Origin of the sequence: Streptomyces thermodiastaticus, assembly GCF_014656135.1 — a bacterium.
GTDB lineage: Bacteria > Actinomycetota > Actinomycetes > Streptomycetales > Streptomycetaceae > Streptomyces > Streptomyces thermodiastaticus.
Map to the genome: position 1 here is coordinate 1 of NZ_BNBV01000016.1, position 19,171 is coordinate 19,171.

Here is a 19,171-nt window from a genome sequence, read left to right on the forward strand (position 1 = left end):
CGGCGGCACACCGGGCGCGGAGGGCGCCGGGGCCGGAGCCGGCGCCCGGCCGTCCAGCCGTGCGCGCAGCCCGGCCGCGCGGCGGCGCGCGTCCCGCACCGTCAGCGGCAGCGGTGACCAGCCCGCCAGCCGGCCCAGCTCCACCACCGGCGGGCACACCGGCGAGACGGCCATGATCTCGGCCGGGTCGCCCAGGCGCGGGGCCGCTCCCGGGGCGGGCAGCAGCAGGACCCGGTCGGCGTAGTGCACGACGCGTTCCAGGCGGTGCTCGGCCATCAGCACGGTCGTGCCCAGGTCGTGCACCAGCCGCTGCAGCACGGCCAGCACCTCCTCGGCGGCCGCCGGGTCGAGCGCGGAGGTGGGCTCGTCGAGCACGAGAACCTTCGGGTGCGGGGTGAGCACCGAGCCGATCGCGACCCGCTGGCGCTGGCCGCCGGAGAGCGTGGCGATGGGACGGTCGCGCAGATCGGCCAGGCCCAGCAGGTCCAGGGTCTCCTCCACCCGCCGCCGCATCACCGCCGGAGCAAGCCCCAAGGACTCCATGCCGTAGGCGAGTTCGTCCTCCACGGTGTCGGTGACGAAGTGCGCGAGCGGGTCCTGGCCGACCGTGCCCACCACGTCGGCCAGGTCGCGCGGCCGGTGGGTGCGGGTGTCGCGGCCGGCCACGGTGACCCTCCCGTGCAGGGTGCCGCCGGTGAAGTGCGGCACCAGCCCGCCGACCGCGCCCAGCACGGTGGACTTGCCGACTCCGGACGGGCCGACGAGGAGCACGAGTTCGCCCTCGGGCACCTCGAAGTCCACGTCCCGGACGGTGGGTTCGGCGGCCCCGGCGTACGTGACGGACACATCCTCGAAGCGGATCACGACGGCTCCTCGGGCGAACGGCGCGCGGACGCGGGCACGGACGGACGGGCGGCCGGCGCACCGGTCCGGCGCGCACCGGCGGCCGGGCGCCCGCCGGTGGGGAGGGCTGCCGGACGTGCGGGCGGCCGGGCGGGGGCGGGGACGGCCGCGAGCAGCGGACGCAGCACCCCGGCCGCGGGCCACAGCGGCAGCGCGGGGGCGGTCAGCGGCACCACCCCGGGGTGCAGCGCCCCCGGGTCGCGGGCCGCGGCCAGGCTCAGCAGGGCCGCCACCGCCACGCCCGAGCCGGCGACCAGCCAGGACCGCGGCCCGAAGGTGTCGGGACGGTAGCGGGTGCGCGGGGTGCGCCGGCCGCCGAGCCACAGCCCGGCCAGCGCGGCGGCGAGCCCGGCGGCCAGCACCGGCAGCCCGTACGTGCCGCCCTCGGCGGTCAGCAGCCCGTAGGTGCCCGCGCACACGCCGAGCAGCCCGCCGAGCGTGAGCGCGGCGGTGGTGCGCCGCACCGCGGGCGGCACCTGGGCGGTACGGCCGTAGCCGCGGGCGTCCATCGCGGCGGCCAGCGCAACGGAACGTTCCAGCGCGCTCTCCAGCACCGGCAGCCCCACGTGCAGCAGTCCGCGCACGCCCCGGTCCGGACGGCCGCGCAGCCGGCGGGCCGCGCGCAGCCGCCTGGCGTCGGCGACCAGGTGCGGGGCGAAGGTCAGCGCGACGACCACGGCCACGCCCATCTCGTACAGGGCACCCGGCAGGGACTTCAGCAGCCGGGCCGGGGCGGCCAGGGCGTTCGCGGCGCCCACGCAGATCAGCAGCGCGGCCAGCCGCAGCGCGTCGTACAGCGCGAACACCAGCGCCTCCGCGGTGACCCGGCCGCCGAGCCGGATGCCCTGGGCCCAGTGCGGCAGCGGCACCTCGGGCAGGGTGAGCAGAACGTGGGTACCGGGCACGGGCGAGCCGAGCAGCACCGCGAAGCCCAGCCGGAGCGCGAGCACGGCGAGGGCGAGCCGGAGGAAGGCGCTGTAGGAGCGGGCCGAGGGGGTGTCGGGACGGCAGGTCACCACCACGTATGCGGAGACGGCCGGCAGCAGGCCGAGCAGCAGCGGATTGGTGGTGCGGGTGGCGGCGGTGCCCAGCCCGAGCGCCCACACCCACCAGGCCCCGGCGTGCACGGCGGAGGGCCGGCGGGCGTACCGGGTGCGGTCGGTGCCGGACGTTCCGGACGTTCCCGCGCGGACGGGCTGCCCGAGGCGCCCGCCGGTGAGGCCGTTCGGACCGCGGTGCGCGGCAGCCGTTCCGTCGGACGGCGTGCCCGTCGGGCCGCGGCCGGCACGGCTCTCGCCCGCCGCGACACCGGTACCGGTGCCGCCCGGGGCGGCCGTGGGCGCGCCGGGTACGGCGGGTGGGCCCGGGTCGCCGTGCGGCCTAGCCATGCCTGCGGCGGCGGGCCTGCCAGACGGCCGCCCCGGCCAGGACGAGGACGACCGCGCCGCCCGCGACCAGGCCCACGGACGGGCCGCCGTCCTGCGCGCCGGACTCCGCCGCCTTGCCGGAGGCCGTGTCCGCCGGCTTCTTCGCGGTGCCGTCGCCGTCCGCGATCTGTTCCCCGCATCCCTTGGCCGGGTAGCCGGCGATCGCGCACAGCAGGGCGGCGGAGTCGTAGCGCAGCGGCGGGGCGGCCGCGGCCAGGGCCTCGGCGGTCGTGGCGTCGGACGGCACCCGGGCGCAGACCCGGCGGGGCTGCGGCGGCGTCTCACCGGACGGGGCGTCGGCCTGCGTGCCGAAGTCGAGGACGAGCGCGACCCGCTTCTGCCCCTGCCGGGCGGCCGTGGCGCCGCAGATGTCCGCGAACGAGGCCGTGCCGCGCGGCTGCACCGCGTCCCGTGAGTCCTCGCTGACCGCGAAGCGGAAGCCCTGCACCTCGCCGTCCGACGGGCGGGCCGTGGACGGACCCTCGGTGGCGTACGTCCAGTGGCCGCCGTCCCGCTCCCAGAAGGACCAGTAGCGGTAACCGGCGGCCTGCGCCTGCCCGGCGCCCGCCCCCAGGGCGCACACGACGGCCGGCAGCAGCGCGGCCAGGGCACGGACGCGGCCGGTCACGGCTGCCGTCCCGTCCGGCGGCGGGCGGCCAGCAGCACGCCGCCGCCGACGACCACGACGGCGCCGACGCCGCCGGCGATCCAGGCGGTGGTGTGCCCGTCCCCGCCGTCGCCGTCCGTCTTTCCGGGCGCGCCGGCCGCCTCGGTCGACGCCGGGGCCGAACCGGTGGCGTCGAGCTTCGCGACCAGGTCGACGCCGCCGAAGTCGTGCGGGTCGGTGCCGGTGGCGTGGGCGGCGAGGACCAGTTGCGCCCAGGCGGCGGGGCCGCTCTTCTCGGCCCACGCCGCGGCGTGCTCCTCCAGCCACCGCAGCGGCTTGCGTGCCGCCTCGGCGCCGCCCTGCGCGGCCAGCGCGACCACCGCGTCGGCGGTGTTGCCGTAGTCGGGCTGGTCACCGGCGCCGGGCAACGCGGAGGTCAGGTGGCCGGTGGCGGCGACGGCGTGCGCGAGGTACGCGGCACCGTTCGCGGCGGCCCGGGCGGGGGTCGCTGTGCCCGAGCCGGAACAGGCCCGGCTCGCGGATCCGGTGCCGGCCTCGGCGGCCAGGCCCTGGCCGAGCGCGGCGACCACCGCGGCGGCCGTGGCGTCGGCGTTGGCGGTGAGCGCGCCCTTTTTGTCGGGCTGGTAGGCGAACGCGCCCCCGTCGTCGCCGGAGCACGGCAGGGCGAACGCCAGCAGCGCGTCGTAGGGCGACTTGCCGTCCTTGACCACGGCGTCGGGCTTCTCGCCGACGGCGGCCAGGGCGCCGACGACCAGCGAGGTGGAGTTGGCGTCGCTGGGGCCGCCGGGGGTGTAGCCCCAGCCGCCGTCCTTGTTCTGCACGGACTTCAGCCAGGTCACCGCCTTGCCGGTGGCCGCCTCGTGGCCGCCGAGGGCGGCGAGGGCCTGCACGGCGGCGGCCGTGCTGTTGGTGTCCACGGCGGTCTTGGCGCCGCAGGCGGCCGAGGGATCGGCGCGGTAGGCCGCGAAGGCACCGTTCGCGCACTGCTGCCCGGTCAGCCAGGACACGGCCTGCGCGGCGGGCCGCACCCCCACCGTGTGCTGCGCGAGCAGGGCGAGGGACTGCCGCCACACGCCGTCGTACGTCGGGTCGGTGCTGCCGTACAGCCCGACGGGACGCGCGGGCGCCGTGGAGGCGGACGGCGACGGTGTGGCGGCGACGGCACTGGCCGGGGCCCCGATCACGGCGGCGACGGCGGCCAGGGCCGCGGCGCTGCGGCGTACGTTCACGATCGGCGGATGCCTTCCCCTGCGGGGAGCCGGACAGCAGGGGACATCCCCGGCGGCTCGGCTCCGTATCCCTCGACGGTGCCGTGCGGCGGCGGCCTGCCGCGCACGTGAGCCGGTCACGCCGGCGTCCGGGGCATTCCGGCTCACCGCCCTGCACGGGCGGCTCACGGTTGCGGGTCAGCGCCGGATTTCCACCGGCTTCCCCCCGAACAGGCGTGATGACGACCGGGCCACTGTACCGGCCCCGTGGCCGGGGGCCCGCTCGGTGTCCGCGGCGGACGCGGACGCGGACGAGAAGTCCGTCGAAAAAGTCCGCTTGAGGGGGTTCCCTCCAGAGGTGCGAGGACTAGTATGAAAAGTGCCTACGAGGCGAGTGAGGGAGTTCGACCGGAGTAGCCGACTTGGGCGAGACGCCGGAAGGCATCCGCCGAGGCCGACGTCGACGGTCGGGCTGAGAGGCCGGAAGGTCGAAAGACCGGAAGGCGACCCCCAATACCTGATCCGGGCAATGCCGGCGAAGGGAACCCGCCTCGTAGGTTTTTTCGTGCCCAGGACGGACGTCTGTGTCACGCCGTCCTTCTCATGGTCCCGGGATGCCGTCTTTCTCGGCCTCGGAGCTGGGGGAAGCGGCCCGGTCATCCCTGCGGTTCCAGCAGCCGGCAGGCCGTCGCCACGTCCGTGCGGACCTGTGCGATCGAGGCGCGCCCGGACAGCCAGGCGATCAGGGCCGAGTGCCAGGTGTGCGCCACCACCCGCACCGCGGACAGCTGCGCGGGCGCCGGCTCCGGCCCGCCCATCGCGTCCAGGATGATCGCCGTGGTCAGGCGGGTCACCTGGTCCACCTCCTGGCTCACGCTGCGGTCCGCGAAGGTCAGGGCGCGCACCATCGCCTCCGCCAGCCGCGGCTCGCGCTGCAGCGCCTGGAAGGCGCCCATCAGGGTCTGGGTCACCCGCTCCGCCGGGCCCTCGCCGGCCGGCGGCTTGCGCTGCAGTGTGCCGTGCATCCGCTCCAGCTGGTCCTGCATCATCGCGACCAGCAGATGCACCTTCGACGGGAAGTACCGGTACAGCGTGCCCAGCGCCACCTGCGAGGACTCCGCGACCTCCCGCATCTGCACCGCCTCGTAGCCGCCCCGGCAGGCCAGCTGCGTGCCGGCGCGCAGAATGCGGCGGCGGCGCTCTGCCTGCCGCTCGGCGGCGGTCGGCGGATGGGCGTGCGCAGGCATGGATCCCGCTCCGTTACGGTCGGTGAAGGACGGGTGGTCGGACGGTACCGCAGGGTGCCGGGCGCCGTGGCGGCCGTGGCGCGAATCACCCGATCCACCGCTCACAGCGGGGCTACCTGCCGGTAGATTCAGAGCCTCCGGAACGATCAAGTCTGAAACTTGTTCTAGATTAGCGTCCCCGCGTACCCTGCGCGGGGCAGTGCAGTCAGAAGGGGGCCCGGAGTGACCGCTGAGGCCAGCCAGGCGGGGTCCCCCGCGGATCTCGCGGCGGACGGCGGGCGACCGCTCACCATCGCGCTCCTCACCTACAAGGGAAACCCGTTCTGCGGCGGCCAGGGCGTCTACGTCCGCCATCTCTCCCGCGAACTGGCCCGCCTCGGCCACCACGTGGAGGTGATCGGCGCCCAGCCCTACCCCGTGCTCGACGAGGACGAGGACTACCCGGGCTCGCTGCGCCTGACCGAACTGCCCAGCCTCGATCTGTACCGGCAGCCCGATCCCTTCCGCACCCCGAAGCGCGAGGAGTACCGCGACTGGATCGACGCGCTGGAGGTCGCCACCATGTGGAGCGGCGGCTTCCCCGAGCCGCTCACGTTCTCCCTGCGCGCCCGCCGCCATCTGCGCGCCCGGCGCGGCGACTTCGACGTCGTCCACGACAACCAGACGCTCGGCTACGGCCTCCTCGGCGACATCGGCGCCCCGCTGGTGACCACCGTCCACCACCCCATCACCGTGGACCGGCAGCTGGAGCTGGACGCCGCCGAGACCCGGCAGCGGCGCTGGTCGGTCAAGCGCTGGTACGCCTTCACCCGCATGCAGAGACGTGTCGCGCGCCGGCTGCCGTCCGTGCTCACCGTCTCCGGCACCTCCCGGCAGGAGATCGTCGACCACCTCGGCGTGCGCCCCGACCGCATCCACGTCGTCCACATCGGCGCCGACACCGGCCTGTTCTCCCCCGATCCGTCGGTGCGCCGGATACCGGGCCGGATCGTGACCACCTCCAGCGCCGACGTGCCCCTCAAGGGCCTGGTGTACCTGGTCGAGGCGCTCGCGAAGGTGCGCACCGAACATCCCGACGCGCACCTCGTCGTCGTCGGCAAGCGCGCCGAGGACGGACCGGTCGCCCAGGCCGTCGAACGCCACGGCCTGGAGGGCGCCATACGTTTCGTCAAGGGCATCTCCGACGCCGAACTGGTCGACCTGGTGCGCTCCGCCGAAGTGGCCTGCGTGCCGTCGCTGTACGAGGGTTTCTGCCTGCCCGCCGCCGAGGCCATGGCCACCGGCACCCCGCTGGTCGCCACCACCGGCGGCGCGATCCCTGAGGTCGCCGGACCCGACGGCGAGACCTGCCTGGCGGTGCCGCCCGGCGACTCCGGCGCCCTGGCCGCCGCGCTGAGCCGGCTTCTCGGCGACGAAGAACTGCGCCGCCGGCTCGGACACGCGGGCCGTGAGCGGGTGCTGCGCCACTTCACCTGGGCGCGGGCCGCCGAGGGCACGGTGGCCCACTACCGCGAGGCCATCGCCCGTTCCGCGGGCTCCCGGCGTTCCCCGGGCACCGGCCGTGCGCCGGCCCCGGCTCCCGGCCGCCCGGCGGCCTCACCGAGTGTTGCGTCCGCGCTACCGGCGAGCCTCGCTCCCGCGGCCGCAGAGGATGTCTATTCCGAAAGCAGGGCCACGTGCTGACCGTCGACTTCTCCCGGTTCCCGCTCGCGCCCGGTGACCGCGTCCTGGACCTCGGCTGCGGTGCCGGCCGGCACGCCTTCGAGTGCTACCGGCGCGGTGCGCGCGTGGTGGCACTGGACCGCAACGGCGAGGAGATCCGCGAGGTCGCCAAGTGGTTCGCGGCGATGAAGGAGGCCGGCGAGGCACCCGCCGGTGCCACCGCCACCGCCATGGAGGGCGACGCCCTCGCCCTGCCCTTCCCCGACGAGTCCTTCGACGTCGTCATCATCTCCGAGGTGATGGAGCACATACCCGACGACAAGGGCGTGCTCGCCGAGATGGTCCGCGTGCTGAAGCCGGGCGGGCGCATCGCCATCACCGTGCCGCGCTACGGCCCGGAGAAGATCTGCTGGGCGCTGTCCGACGCCTACCACGAGGTCGAGGGCGGCCACATCCGCATCTACAAGGCCGACGAACTGCTGGCCAAGATCCGCGAGGCGGGCCTGAAGCCGTACGGCACGCACCACGCGCACGCCCTGCACGCCCCCTACTGGTGGCTGAAGTGCGCGTTCGGCGTCGACAACGACAAGGCGCTGCCCGTGCGCGCGTACCACAAGCTGCTGGTCTGGGACATCATGAAGAAGCCGCTGGCCACCCGCCTGGCCGAGCAGGCCCTCAACCCGCTGATCGGCAAGAGCTTCGTGGCGTACGCGACCAAGCCCAAGCTGCCGCGGGCGGCCGCCGCGTGACCACGCCCCGCACGCAGCACCTGGTCCTGCCCGGTGTCCTCACCGCCGGGCAGGCCGCCGCGACCGTGCGCGGCATCCTCGGCGTCCAGCGCGAGGACGGCGCCATCCCCTGGTTCCGCGGGCATCACCTCGACCCCTGGGACCACGTCGAGGCCGCGATGGCCCTGAACACGGCCGGCGAGCACGAGGCCGCCGAACGCGCCTACGCCTGGCTGGCCCGTCATCAGCTCCCGGACGGCTCCTGGTACGCGGCCTACGCCGACGGCGCCCACGACGACGTCACCGACCGCGCCCGGGAGACCAACTTCGTCGCCTACGCCGCCGTCGGGGTGTGGCACCACTACCTGTGCACCGGCGACGACGCCTTCCTGGACCGGATGTGGCCCGTGGTGTACGCGGCCGTGGAGTTCGTGCTGCGGCTGCAGCAGCCCGGCGGGCAGATCGGCTGGAAACAGGAGGACGACGGCACCCCCGTCGCCGACGCCCTGCTGACCGGGTGCTCCTCCGTCCACCACGCGCTGTGCTGCGCGCTGGCCATCGCCGAACAGCTCGAGGAACCCCAGCCGGACTGGGAACTGGCGGTGGGCGCGCTGCGCCACGCGATCCGCCGGCATCCGGAGCGCTTCCTGGACAAGGACCGCTATTCGATGGACTGGTACTACCCGGTCCTCGGCGGCGCGCTGACCGGTGCGGAGGCCAAGGAACGCATCGAGGAACGCTGGGACCGGTTCGTGGTGCCCGGCCTCGGGGTGCGCTGTGTGACGCCCAACCCGTGGGTGACCGGCGGCGAGTCCGCCGAACTCGCCCTGACCCTGTGGTCGGTGGGGGAATCCGACCGCGCCCTTCAGGTGCTGCAGTCCATCCAGCACCTGCGCGACGACGACAGCGGCCTGTACTGGACGGGCTACGTCTTCGAGGACGACGCGGTCTGGCCCCGTGAACTGACCGCGTGGACCGCCGGATCGCTGCTGCTGGCCGTCGCCGCGCTCGGCGGGCACGAACCCACCTGCACCGTCTTCTCCGCCGACCGCCTGCCCAGAGGACTGGACGCCGACTGCTGCCGCTGACGGCCGCGCACACCCCGCGCTCGTGACCGTCCCCGGCCGGGCGCCCGCCGGGGCCACGAAAGGTGACGTCCGTGCCACACCCGGTGGGCTGTTTCGGTGCCGCCCGGCAGGTTCACCCGGATCGGCGGAACGAATCCGGTACCACCTGCCTGGGAGGACACCGTGCCCGTACCGATACGGCGCCTCGCGGTGGCACTCACCCTGTGCTGCGCCCTGCTCGCCGGCTCCGCCGGGGCGGCGACCGCACACAGCGACGGGCCGCACGGCGTGCCGGCCGCGACGGCCGTCGCCGCGGAGCCCAGCCCCGGCACCACACAGGAGCGGCAGAAGTTCGCCAAGACACGGTTCGTGGCCAACGCGGCGCTCGCCGCCGGGGCCACCTACCAGTGGATCTGGAAACCGTACAAGGGCGGCAAGTTCAAGAACGGCGCACGGCACCGCAAGGCCACCCTCGTCAAGGCCGCTCTGGCCGGCGCCTTCGCCTACAACCGGCTCAAGGCGGCCGTGCGCAACGCCCAGGGCGACCCCACGCTGTCCAAGGCGCTGGCCCCGCTGAACACGGCCATCGCCGGGCTGAAGGACCTGCCGGCCAAGCTCCGCAAGGGAGACGGCTCGGCTGCCGGCGCCTTCAACGACACCATCAACAAGGTGAAGGAGGCGGGCAAGAGCGCGGGCGCCCCGGTCAAGGACAAGGTGCCCAAGCCCTCCGAGCTGAGGAGCGGCTCGTAGGTCCCGGGCCTGAGGCGCGCGGGCGGGAACGGCGGCGGCCCCCCACCCGCCGGGGCGAGGGGCCGTCAGGCCGCAGCCGGTGCGCGGCGCGTCAGCCGCGCTGGATGTTCGACGTGTCCTGCAGGACGCCGCGCCGGCCGTCCTGCATCTCGGTCAGCAGGCCCTGGCCGCGCTGGTCCACCGCCAGGTACCACACGCCCGGCGAGAGTTCGGCGACCGGCGTGGGCGAGCCGTCCTCGGCGTACAGCGGCCGCGGGGCCGGCACTGCGAACCAGAACGGCGAGAAGGGCGCCGTGGCCTGCTGCGGCTGAGCGGCACCATAGGGGCTCGGCTGCACCTGGCCGCCGTACGACGGCTGCGGGCCGCCCGGGTAGCCGTAACCGCCCTGGGCCTGCATGGCGTACGGCTGCGGCGCGGCCGGCCGGGGCGCGGGGATCAAAGAGGCCCGCAGCGCCGGGACCAGCGGGCCGGCGACGGCACCGGCGGCCACCACGAGCGCGGCGATGAAGCCGAGCATCAGCCCGCTCCCGGCACCGATCGAACCGGGGACGTCCACCAGCTGCCAGAAGAGCACCCACGCCGACAGGATCGCGAACGACGTTCCCACGGCGCCCGGATCGAGACCGAGCACCTTGCGCGGCTGGGGCAGCAACCGGTTGACGACGACCAGCGCGGCACCGATCACACCGCCCATGTAGACACCCAGGCCCAGACCGAGCCCGTCCCAGGCGTTTCCGCTGATGCTCGTGTCGTACAGGTCGAGGAACGACGCGATGAACAGCAACACCGCTGCTACGATCACCACGCCGTCGCCCCGAGTGAGGGAGCGGATATTCACGTCAGGTCCTTCATAGGTCGTCTCGTCGGTACGTCGTCGGAGGCGTCGCTGTCACCGCGGTGCTCGCCGGAGCGCCGGGCGGGAAGCGCGGGGTGACCCTCGCCGTACAACGGGAACCCTACCGTCCGCCGGACCTGGCTGTCCGTCGTCGGCGGCGCGCCGGTCAGGACTCGCGCAGGAACGCCACGATTCCTTCGGAGATCCCCTCCGCCGCCCGCTGCCGCCAGGATCCGCTGGTGAGACGGGCGGCATCGGTGGCGTCGCGCATGTTGCCGCACTCGATGAACACCTTCGGAACCGTTGACAGATTGAGACCGCCCAGGTCCCCGCGCGTGACCAGACCGGTGCCGCCGCCGAGGTAGTTGGCGGGCGGCTCGCCGGTCACCCGGACGAAACTGCCCGCGATGCTCGCGCCGAGCCGGTGGGAGGCGGCGGCGATCGGACGGGTGTCGGCGGCGCCGGCGTGCACGGCCGCCGGCAGGATCACGTGGAAGCCGCGGTTGCCGGGCGCCGAGCCGTCCGCGTGCAGGGAGATCGCCGCGTCGGCGTGTGCCTCGTTGCCGATCCGGGCACGTTCGTCCACGCACGGGCCCCAGGGCCGTGTTCCGGTGTCGTGGGTCAGTTTCACGGTGGCGCCCTGCTGTTCGAGCAGGGTCCGCAGCCGGTGCGCCAGGTCCAGGGTGAACGAGGCCTCCGGGTAGCTGTCGTTGGTGGCGGTGCCCGTGGTGTCGCACTCCTTGTGCCCGGTGCCGATGTCCACCTGCCGGTTGATCTCGGCGGTGTACCGGGCGTTGCCCAGGTTGTGCCCCGGGTCGATGACGACCACCCGGCCCCGCAGCGGACCGGAGGCCGGCGTGCCCGCGTCCTTGCCCTTGCCGTCGTCCGCGGACGGCGACGGCGAGGCGGAGGTGTGCGCGGCGGGGGAGTGCGACGCGGGGGCGCTCGTCACCGCTGCCGCGCCCGTGGGGTCCGCCTGCGCGTCCGAGCCGTTTCCGGAGGCACCCACCGCCTCGTAGGCGAGCCAGCCCAGCAGGGCACCGGCCACCAGGGCGCCCGTGACGACCACCGGCGCGCGACGCGGCCGGCCGGGCCGGCGCTCGGGCTGCGGGGGAGGGAACTCGGGACCTGTGTACGACACGAGGGCGAGCCTAGCCGTGCGCGGCGGACGGCGTGCCGGTACGGCGCAGCACGCGCAGCGATCCGGTCACCGACACCTCGGTGAACTCCCCGGACGCGAGCGCCCGCAGATACACCCGGTAGGGGGCCTGCCCGGTGAACTCGTCCACCGGGTCCGGGAACACGTCGTGGATGACCAGCAGCCCGCCCGGCGCCACGTGCGGTGCCCAGCCCGCGTAGTCGGCGCCGACGTGCTCGTCGGTGTGACCGCCGTCGATGAACACCAGCCCGAGCGGGGTGTTCCACAGGGCGGCGATCTGCGGCGAACGGCCGACCAGCGCCACCACGTGCTCCTCCAGGCCGGCCTTGTACAGGGTGCGCCGGAAGGTGGGCAGCGTGTCCATCAGACCGACCTCGGGGTCGACCGTCTCCGGGTCGTGGTACTCCCAGCCGGGCTGCTGCTCCTCGCTGCCCCGGTGGTGGTCGACGGTGAGCGCGGTGACCCCGGCCCGGCGGGCCGCGTCGGCGAGCAGGATCGTCGACCGCCCGCAGTAGGTGCCCACTTCGAGCAGCGGCAGCCCCAGCCGGCCGGCCTGGTCCGCCGCCGCGTACAGCGCCAGCCCCTCGTCGGTGGGCATGAACCCTTTCGCGGCCTCGAAGGCGGCCAGGATGTCGGGCTGCGGCGCCGCGGGCATGGGGGTCCTTCCGGTCGTACGGGTGTTCAGGCCGCCCATGCTGCCGCACCCCCGGGCCGCGTGGGCGACCGGGGGTGCGGTGGCGCAGGTCTCGGCGCGCGGCCGAGGGGTCACCGGATCAGGCGGTGACCGTCTCGCCCGGCAGGCACAGGTCCAGCTCGACCGCGCGGTCGTCGCCGCTGTGGGTGGCCGCCGAGGCGTGCGGGCCGTGCCCGGCGGCGCGGGCGGCCAGCACGTACGGGCCCTGGCCCGGCACCGCGAGACGGTAGCTGCCGTCCTGGGCGGACAGGGTGGCACCCGCCTGACGGCCCCGCCGGTCGATCAGGGTCACCTTGGCCCGGGCCACCGGCGCGCCGTGGGCGTCCAGCACCCGCCCGCGGAACCCGCGCAGCGTCTCCTCGGCGCCGGCCGGGTCCGGCTCGGCGGCGCGGGCCAGGGCGGCCTCGGCGCGGGCCAGGTTGTCCTCCTCCTGGCTGCTGGCGCGCAGCTGCGAGGCGCGGCTCGGCCGGGGCAGGCACAGGGCGAGGACCAGGCCCACGGCGACGGCGGCGGTGGCGATCAGGAAGGACACACGGAAGCCGCGCATGGTCGGCACCGCCACCCCGCCCACGGTGTGCGCGGTGTCGGCCAGCACCATGCCGATCACGGCGCTGGACACCGAGGTGCCGATGGACCGCATCAGGGTGTTGAGCCCGGTGGCGGCGCCGGTCTCGAAGGGCGCAACCGCGCCGACGATCAGCGCGGGCAGCGACGAGTAGGCCAGGCCGATGCCCGCGCCGAGGACCACCGAGGTGATCACCGTCTGCCAGGCGGCGCTCATCAGGCCGAGGCCGCCGCCGTAGCCGGCCGCGATGACCAGCAGACCGGTGATCAGCGTCACCTTCGGGCCGTATCGGGCGGACAGGCGCGCGTACACCGGCGCGGTGAACATCATCGTCAGGCCCAGCGGGGCCACGCACAGACCCGCCACCACCATGGACTGCCCCAGGCCGTAGCCCGTGGACGCGGGCAGTTGCAGCAGCTGGGGCAGGACGAGGGAGACGACGTAGAAGGCGACACCCACCATGATCGAGGCGAGGTTGGTGAGCAGCACCTCGCGGCGGGCGGTGGTGCGCAGGTCGACCAGCGGGGCGGTGGTGCGCAGCTCCAGCAGGCCCCACAGCAGCAGCACCACGACCGCGGCGCCGAACAGGCCCAGGGTGGTGCCCGACGACCAGCCCCAGTCGCTGCCCTTGGTCACGGGCAGCAGGAGCAGCACCAGGCCGGCGGACAGGCCGAGCGCGCCCGGCAGGTCGAAGGAGCCCTCGGCGCGCATCGGGGACTCGGGGACGGTCAGCAGGGTGAGGACGATGGCGAGGACACCGAGCCCGGCGGCGCCGTAGAACAGGACGTGCCAGTCGGTGTTCTGGGCGACCAGGGCGGCGGCGGGCAGCGCCAGTCCGCCGCCCACGCCTATGGAGGAACTCATCAGTGCCATCGCGGAGCCGAGCCGCTCGCGCGGGAGCATGTCACGCATCAGGCCGATGCCCAGGGGGATGGCGCCCATGGCGAAGCCCTGCAGCGTGCGGCCCACGATCATGGGGAGCAGCGCGCTGGTGAGCGCGCTGACGAGGGCGCCGGCCACCATCACCGCGAGGCTGAGGGTGAGCATGCGGCGCTTGCCGTACAGGTCGCCGAGGCGGCCCATGATCGGCGTGGCCACGGCGCCCGAGAGAAGGGTGGACGTCAGGACCCAGGTGGCGTTGCTGGGCGAGGTCTCCAGCAGTTGCGGCAGGTCCTTGACCACCGGGACGAGCAGGGTCTGCATCACTGCGACAACGATGCCCGCGAAGGCGAGCACGGGGACGACGGCCCCGCTCGCAGGCTTCAGGGGCCGACTGGTCGTCGTGAGCGTCATGTAGGTGTGGCCTCCAGGCCGTGATGGTCGATACGTGGTCATCCGCGCCATCCGCGCGGAATTAAGCGCATGGTGAACCTCGGCGTCCGAGGCGGCTATTCCGGCGTTTTGCGGTGCCCTTGAATTCTTGACTCTTCCGAGACCATCTGAGGGAGCGTCAGGGGGTGCGCTGAGGTGAGCGGACGGCGCGCTAGTGGTGAACGGACTTACGGCGTCCGGTAGTTGAGGTTTCCAAGGGTACGTCGTCCGCGGCGCGGAAAGTGCCCCGGGCGCCGCCCGTGCCGCCCCCTGCACGGCCGCCGGAGCGGGGTGTGCGGCGATGTCCCGCGGGTGCCGGGGTGAGGCCCGCAGGAGTCCGCCATCGCACGCCACACGGCCGGACAGCGCCCCGGACACACCCCCGCACACCCGTCGTGACCTGGGCATTCCCCATCTCCACGGCTACCGTTGCGGCACACGGCGGGCCCGGGGACGGCCCGCGGAAAGGGGGCGGCCGTGGACCGCGGCATCCGTGACGTGGAGGACGTGCTCCGTCTGATGGACACCCTGTTCCCGCCGGACGCCGACCGCTGGAGCGACGGCGCGTCCGGCTGGTGGGACCGTTTCTACGCCGACCGCGGCCGGCCGGTGCCGTTTTTCGCCGCCAAGCCGGACGAGAGCCTCGTCGCCTGGCTGGAGCGCGGCACGATCGGCGGCCGCCGGGCGCTCGACCTGGGCTGCGGCCCCGGCCGCAACGCCGTGCACCTGGCCGCCCACGGCTTCGCGGTGGACGGTGTCGACCTGTCGCCGGCCGCCCTGGCCTGGGCCCGGGAACGGGCGGACGAGGCGGGGGCCGAGGTGCGCTTCCTGCGCGGCGACGCCTTCGCGCTCGCGCGGAACGAGCTGCGCGGACCGTACGACCTCATCTACGACAGCGGCTGCTTCCACCATCTCCCGCCGCACCGCCGGATCAGCTACCTCGCCCTCGTGGACGACCTCCTCGCACCCGGCGGACACCTCGCCCTGACCTGCTTCGCGGCCGGCGGCATGGGCAGCGAGCTGTCCGACGCCGAGCTGTACCGCACCGGCCGGCTGCACGGCGGCCTCGCCTACCGGGCCGAGGACCTGCGCAGGATCTTCGCCGCGCTGACCGAGGTGGAGCTGCGGCGGATGCGCGAGGAGCCCGAGGACGCCCCGTGCTTCGGCAAGGACTTCCTGTGGGTGGCGCTGTTCCGCAGACCAGGGGAGGAGCGGGGGTGAGTGCCTCTCGTCCCGCGCAGGGCCGGACCCGACGGGGGGACCTACAGCCACCCTTGCTGCCGGGCCTCCCGGACCGCCTCCATGCGGTTGCGGGTGCCGGTCTTGCCGATGGCCGAGGAGAGATAGTTCCGCACGGTGGACTCCGACAGGTGCAGGCAGGCGGCGATGTCGGCGACCGTCGAGCCGTCCGCCGACGCCTTGAGCACATCGCACTCGCGGGCGGTGAGCGGGTTCGGGCCCGCACTGAGCGCGGCCGCCGCGAGGGCCGGGTCCACCACCGTCTCCCCCGTCAGCACCCGGCGGATCGCCGCGGCCAGCTCCTCCACCGGACCGTCCTTGACCAGGAAACCGGCCGCGCCCGCCTCCATCGCGCGGCGCAGATAGCCGGGACGGCCGAAGGTGGTGAGGATCAGCACCCGGCAGTCCGGGGCCTGCTCGCGCAGCTCTGCGGCGGCGTCCAGGCCGCTCATCCCCGGCAGCTCGATGTCCAGCAGCGCCACGTCGGGCCGGTGCGTCAGCACCGCGTCCACGATCGCGTCGCCCGCCGACACCTGGGCGACGACCTCCATGTCCTCCTCCATGCCGAGGAGCAGGGCGAGCGCTCCCCGCATCATCCGCTGGTCCTCGGCGAGCAGGATCCGGATGGAGGCGGCGGGCCGGCGGTCCCGGGGCATCTCGTTCACGGCAGAAGGGTATGCGTCCGCCGGTCCCCACCCGGCCGCTTCCGGCGAAGGGCCGGCCCCGGCCGCCTGCTCGGTGCGGGACCGACGGTCAGCTCGCGGTCCCGCCCGCGGGAGCCGGGGCCGTGTCCGGGGACGTGTCCGGGAGCGTCGCCTCGGCCGGTGCGGGCCCGGGGGCGGTCTCCTCCACGTTCGTGGGCAGTTCCGCGGTGACCATGAACCCGCCGAGCGGTGCCGGGCCGGTGCGCAGCGTGCCGCCCGCTGCCGCCAGACGCTCGGTCAGCCCCTTCAGTCCGGTGCCGCCGACGCCCGGGGCGGCACCCGGCCGAACGGTGGTGTCCGGCGCGCTGCGGCCGCCGGCATCCAGGGCTGCGCGACCGTCGTGGTCCACAACCCCGCGCCCGTTGTCGGCGACGGTGAGGCGGACCCGTTCGGGCCCTCCCGCAACGGTGATCTCACAGTGGTCCGCCCCGCTGTGGCGCACGGCGTTGGTGACCGCCTCGCGCACCACCCAGCCCAGCAGCGCCTCGGTCTGGGCGGCCAACGGCGGCCCGGAGCGGCGTACGACCGGCTCGATGCCGGCCGCCGTCAGTGCCGAGCGCGCCCGGTCCAGCTCGGTGCTCAGACAGCCCTCGCGGTAGCCGGTGACCGCCTCCCGGATCTCGGTGAGCGCCTGCCGCCCGACCGACTCGATGTCGGAGATCTGCTCCAGCGCCGCCTCGATGTCCCGGCCCGCCAGCCGCCGGGCCGCCTCCGACTTCACCACGATCACCGACAGCGTGTGCCCGAGCAGATCGTGCAGGTCCCGCGAGAACCGCAGCCGCTCCTCCTCCACCGCCCGCCGGGCCAGCTCCTCGCGAGCGGCGCGCAGCTCCCGCACCGCCTCGCCCAGGCTGAGGATCACTGCCGTCACCATGGTGGACAGGAACGTGGCGTAGGCGGTGTTGATGCCGCTCCAGCCGTTGTGGAGGGCGGCGACCGCGCCCGAGAGGACGGCCAGCGGCACCCCGGTCCTGCCCAGCCGGGGCCCGCGCACGTTCGCCCCGACGGCCAGCCCCAGCAGCGGCAGGAACAGCAGCCAGTTGCCGCCGTAGCCGAGACCCAGCGCGATGGCCACCAGGGCCATCAGCAGCAGTGCGACCCGGGTGGAGGCCGCCTCGCGGGTGTGCCGGTGGAAGGCGCGGAAGACGACGTACACATACAGCACGTCGAACACCAGCAGACCCGGCGCGCCGAGCCACGGGCAGGGCGTCCTGCCGTGCACCAGGTCCGACAGGGCACCCAGGCACATCAGCAGCCAGGGCACGAGGGAGAAGCCGCTGGGCGGCGGGCCGGGGGTCCGGGGCGCCTGCCCGGCCTCCCAGGCCGCCGACCACTCGGCCGTGAGCCGCTGCTTGTTCTCCTTCCAGTACCGCTGTGCCTCCCGCGCCTGCCGGACTGCCTGCCGCATCTCGGCCATCTGGACGGCCACGCTGCGCGACCAGCCTCTCCTCATGCGCTCTCCCCCGTTTTTCCTTCGGTCGGACGGTCCCCGTGGTACGGCGCGGTACGACACCACCGCGACAACACGCGACAACACCACACGACAGCCTACGAACCGGGCGCCGGCGCCCGGCCCCGCTGAGCGGCGGCCGGCTCGTACCGGCTCTGCCCGCCACGCTACGGAGCTGCACCCCGTCCGCGGCAGATGCGGTTGTCCCGACTCGGGCAGGACAAATGTCACAGTGCGACGGGACGCCCCGGTGCGGCGGATGTGGCGGCCGCCGGGGCGGCGGAACCGGCGGGAGGCAGAAGGCCGGGCCGAGGGGAGTGGGACGGTGGTCCTCCCGCGCCGATCTTCCCAAGCCGCGCCCGCCGGGGTTAGACAGAGCCATGCCCATCGACGCAGCCACGGCCCTGGCGGCCCCGCCCCGCACCGAGGAGATCTCCTGGACCGCCAAGGACGTCCAGCTCTACCACCTCGGCATCGGCGCCGGCGTCCCCGCCACCGACCCCGGCGAACTGCGCTACACCCTCGAGAGCCGGCTGCAGGTGCTGCCGAGTTTCGCCACCGTCGCCGGTGACCGCCCGCCCGGCGTGATCCGCGCCCTGTCCATGCCCGGCGTCGACGTGGACCTCGCCCGCGTGCTGCACGGCGGCCAGACGCTCACCGTGCACCGGCCCCTGCCCGGACGGGGCACCGCGACCACCACCTCCCGGATCACCGCCGTGTACGACAAGGGCACCGCGGCCGTCCTCCGCCTGCGCACCGAGGCCGCCGACACCGACGGCCCGCTGTGGACCGACGAGGCGCAGGTCTTCGTCCGCGGCGAGGGCGGCTGGGGCGGCGACCGCGGCCCCTCGGTGCGGGCGGCGGCACCGGCCGGCGAGCCCTCCCTGACCGTCGACCGGCCGGTCCGCGAGGACCAGGCGCTGCTCTACCGGCTCACCGGCGACGACAACCCGCTGCACGCCGACCCGGAGTTCGCCCGCCGCGCCGGCTTCGACCGGCCCGTCCTGCACGGTCTGTGCACCTACGGCCTCACGCTCAAGACGGTCGTCGACCGCCTGCTCGCCGGCGAGGCGACGCGGGTGCGCGGCTGTGCCGCCCGGTTCGCCGGCGTGGCCTACCCCGGGGAGACCCTGCGCATCCGCCTGTGGCAGGACCGGCCGGACCGGCCGGACCGGGCGGACGGCACCGCCGGACGGGCCGGGGCACCGCGGGGCTGCGGCACGGTACGGGCCACGGTGACCGCGGTCGAGCGAGACGAGGCGCCGGTGCTGGCGGACACGGTCGTGGAGTACGTCTGACGGTAAGACAGAAAACACGAGAGAGATGGAGACCGGCGGGGAGCCGGAGACCGCCGGAAAGACGAAAGGCCGGCCCGCCCCCGTCCGAGGGGCGGGCCGGCCTCACAGCCGTGCCGTCAGGCAGCAGCCGTCCCGGTCTCCTGCACCGGCTTGCGGTGACGGCCGCTCGGGGGCGTGTTGCCGTCCCGCGAGGAGCGCGGGCCACGGTGCTTGCCGCGGCCAGGGGTCTCCTGGGCCTCGGCGGGCAGCGGCGTCTGGCTCGTGCTGGCGTCGCTCATCGGAAGATTTCACCCCGT

General features: G+C 74.7%; 18 protein-coding genes and 1 riboswitch. Of the genes, 6 read left to right on the forward strand and 12 right to left on the reverse strand.

Annotated features, from left to right (window positions below; translation table 11 throughout):
- The 5 genes from IE286_RS15790 to IE286_RS15810 form a co-directional block, all read right to left on the reverse strand.
- A partial coding sequence (locus IE286_RS15790) for an ABC transporter ATP-binding protein (RefSeq protein WP_189797369.1) occupies positions 1 to 864 on the reverse strand: 864 nt, incomplete at its 3' end.
- Positions 861 to 2,291, reverse strand: coding sequence for a CbiQ family ECF transporter T component (locus IE286_RS15795; RefSeq protein ID WP_229862870.1), 1,431 nt, complete (start codon positions 2,289 to 2,291; stop codon positions 861 to 863). The genes IE286_RS15790 and IE286_RS15795, both read right to left, overlap by 4 nt.
- Positions 2,284 to 2,958: an SCO2322 family protein gene (locus tag IE286_RS15800; RefSeq protein ID WP_372462495.1), complete on the reverse strand. Its 675-nt coding sequence runs from the start codon at positions 2,956 to 2,958 to the stop codon at positions 2,284 to 2,286. Before IE286_RS15800 ends, IE286_RS15795 begins: the two co-directional genes overlap by 8 nt.
- Positions 2,955 to 4,187, reverse strand: coding sequence for an SCO2321 family membrane protein (locus IE286_RS15805; RefSeq protein WP_189797370.1), 1,233 nt, complete (start codon positions 4,185 to 4,187; stop codon positions 2,955 to 2,957). Before IE286_RS15805 ends, IE286_RS15800 begins: the two co-directional genes overlap by 4 nt.
- Positions 4,188 to 4,318: 131 nt before the next feature.
- Positions 4,319 to 4,392: riboswitch (cobalamin riboswitch) on the reverse strand.
- Positions 4,393 to 4,822: 430 nt separating this feature from the next.
- Positions 4,823 to 5,413 (reverse strand): TetR family transcriptional regulator, encoded by a 591-nt coding sequence (locus IE286_RS15810; protein WP_189797371.1) that lies wholly within the window; start codon positions 5,411 to 5,413, stop codon positions 4,823 to 4,825.
- Positions 5,414 to 5,635: 222 nt separating this feature from the next.
- On the opposite strand from IE286_RS15810, the gene IE286_RS15815 reads away from it, so the two are divergent.
- From IE286_RS15815 to IE286_RS15830, 4 genes are all read left to right on the forward strand, one after another.
- Positions 5,636 to 7,096: a glycosyltransferase family 4 protein gene (locus IE286_RS15815; protein ID WP_189797372.1), complete on the forward strand. Its 1,461-nt coding sequence runs from the start codon at positions 5,636 to 5,638 to the stop codon at positions 7,094 to 7,096.
- Positions 7,090 to 7,824 carry a class I SAM-dependent methyltransferase gene (locus IE286_RS15820; protein ID WP_189797373.1) on the forward strand — a complete coding sequence of 245 codons (735 nt, stop codon included), beginning with the start codon at positions 7,090 to 7,092 and terminating at the stop codon, positions 7,822 to 7,824. The genes IE286_RS15815 and IE286_RS15820 overlap by 7 nt, the downstream gene beginning before the upstream one ends.
- Entirely contained in the window at positions 7,821 to 8,891 is a 1,071-nt protein-coding gene (locus IE286_RS15825) for a prenyltransferase/squalene oxidase repeat-containing protein (RefSeq protein WP_189797374.1), read from the forward strand. The genes IE286_RS15820 and IE286_RS15825 overlap by 4 nt, the downstream gene beginning before the upstream one ends.
- Positions 8,892 to 9,053: 162 nt before the next feature.
- Positions 9,054 to 9,620, forward strand: coding sequence for a hypothetical protein (locus IE286_RS15830; RefSeq protein ID WP_189797375.1), 567 nt, complete (start codon positions 9,054 to 9,056; stop codon positions 9,618 to 9,620).
- Positions 9,621 to 9,711: 91 nt separating this feature from the next.
- Here IE286_RS15830 and IE286_RS15835 read toward each other — a convergent pair whose 3' ends face one another.
- From IE286_RS15835 to IE286_RS15850, 4 genes are all read right to left on the reverse strand, one after another.
- Positions 9,712 to 10,458 (reverse strand): hypothetical protein, encoded by a 747-nt coding sequence (locus IE286_RS15835; protein ID WP_189797376.1) that lies wholly within the window; start codon positions 10,456 to 10,458, stop codon positions 9,712 to 9,714.
- Positions 10,459 to 10,621: 163 nt separating this feature from the next.
- The gene (locus tag IE286_RS15840; RefSeq protein WP_189797377.1) at positions 10,622 to 11,596 is read right to left on the reverse strand and encodes an N-acetylmuramoyl-L-alanine amidase; all 975 of its coding nucleotides are present in this window, start codon (positions 11,594 to 11,596) and stop codon (positions 10,622 to 10,624) included.
- A 10-nt stretch (positions 11,597 to 11,606) separates the two neighbouring features.
- Positions 11,607 to 12,269 (reverse strand): class I SAM-dependent methyltransferase, encoded by a 663-nt coding sequence (locus tag IE286_RS15845; protein ID WP_189797378.1) that lies wholly within the window; start codon positions 12,267 to 12,269, stop codon positions 11,607 to 11,609.
- Between the two features lie 118 nt (positions 12,270 to 12,387).
- On the reverse strand, positions 12,388 to 14,166 hold the full coding sequence (locus IE286_RS15850; RefSeq protein WP_189797379.1) for an MFS transporter: 1,779 nt from the start codon (positions 14,164 to 14,166) through the stop codon (positions 12,388 to 12,390).
- A gap of 495 nt (positions 14,167 to 14,661) precedes the next feature.
- Between IE286_RS15850 and IE286_RS15855 the strand changes: the two genes are divergently transcribed.
- Complete coding sequence (locus IE286_RS15855) at positions 14,662 to 15,405, forward strand: class I SAM-dependent methyltransferase (RefSeq protein ID WP_189797380.1); 744 nt, start codon at positions 14,662 to 14,664, stop codon at positions 15,403 to 15,405.
- A 41-nt stretch (positions 15,406 to 15,446) separates the two neighbouring features.
- On the opposite strand, the gene IE286_RS15860 is transcribed toward IE286_RS15855, so the two are convergent.
- Positions 15,447 to 16,079: a response regulator transcription factor gene (locus IE286_RS15860; protein ID WP_189797487.1), complete on the reverse strand. Its 633-nt coding sequence runs from the start codon at positions 16,077 to 16,079 to the stop codon at positions 15,447 to 15,449.
- Positions 16,080 to 16,176: 97 nt separating this feature from the next.
- Entirely contained in the window at positions 16,177 to 17,580 is a 1,404-nt protein-coding gene (locus IE286_RS15865; protein ID WP_229862872.1) for a sensor histidine kinase, read from the reverse strand.
- Between the two features lie 377 nt (positions 17,581 to 17,957).
- On the opposite strand from IE286_RS15865, the gene IE286_RS15870 reads away from it, so the two are divergent.
- Positions 17,958 to 18,875 (forward strand): MaoC/PaaZ C-terminal domain-containing protein, encoded by a 918-nt coding sequence (locus IE286_RS15870; protein ID WP_189797381.1) that lies wholly within the window; start codon positions 17,958 to 17,960, stop codon positions 18,873 to 18,875.
- 116 nt (positions 18,876 to 18,991) lie between these two features.
- On the opposite strand, the gene IE286_RS15875 is transcribed toward IE286_RS15870, so the two are convergent.
- On the reverse strand, positions 18,992 to 19,153 hold the full coding sequence (locus IE286_RS15875) for a hypothetical protein (RefSeq protein ID WP_189797382.1): 162 nt from the start codon (positions 19,151 to 19,153) through the stop codon (positions 18,992 to 18,994).
- Positions 19,154 to 19,171: the final 18 nt, after the last annotated feature.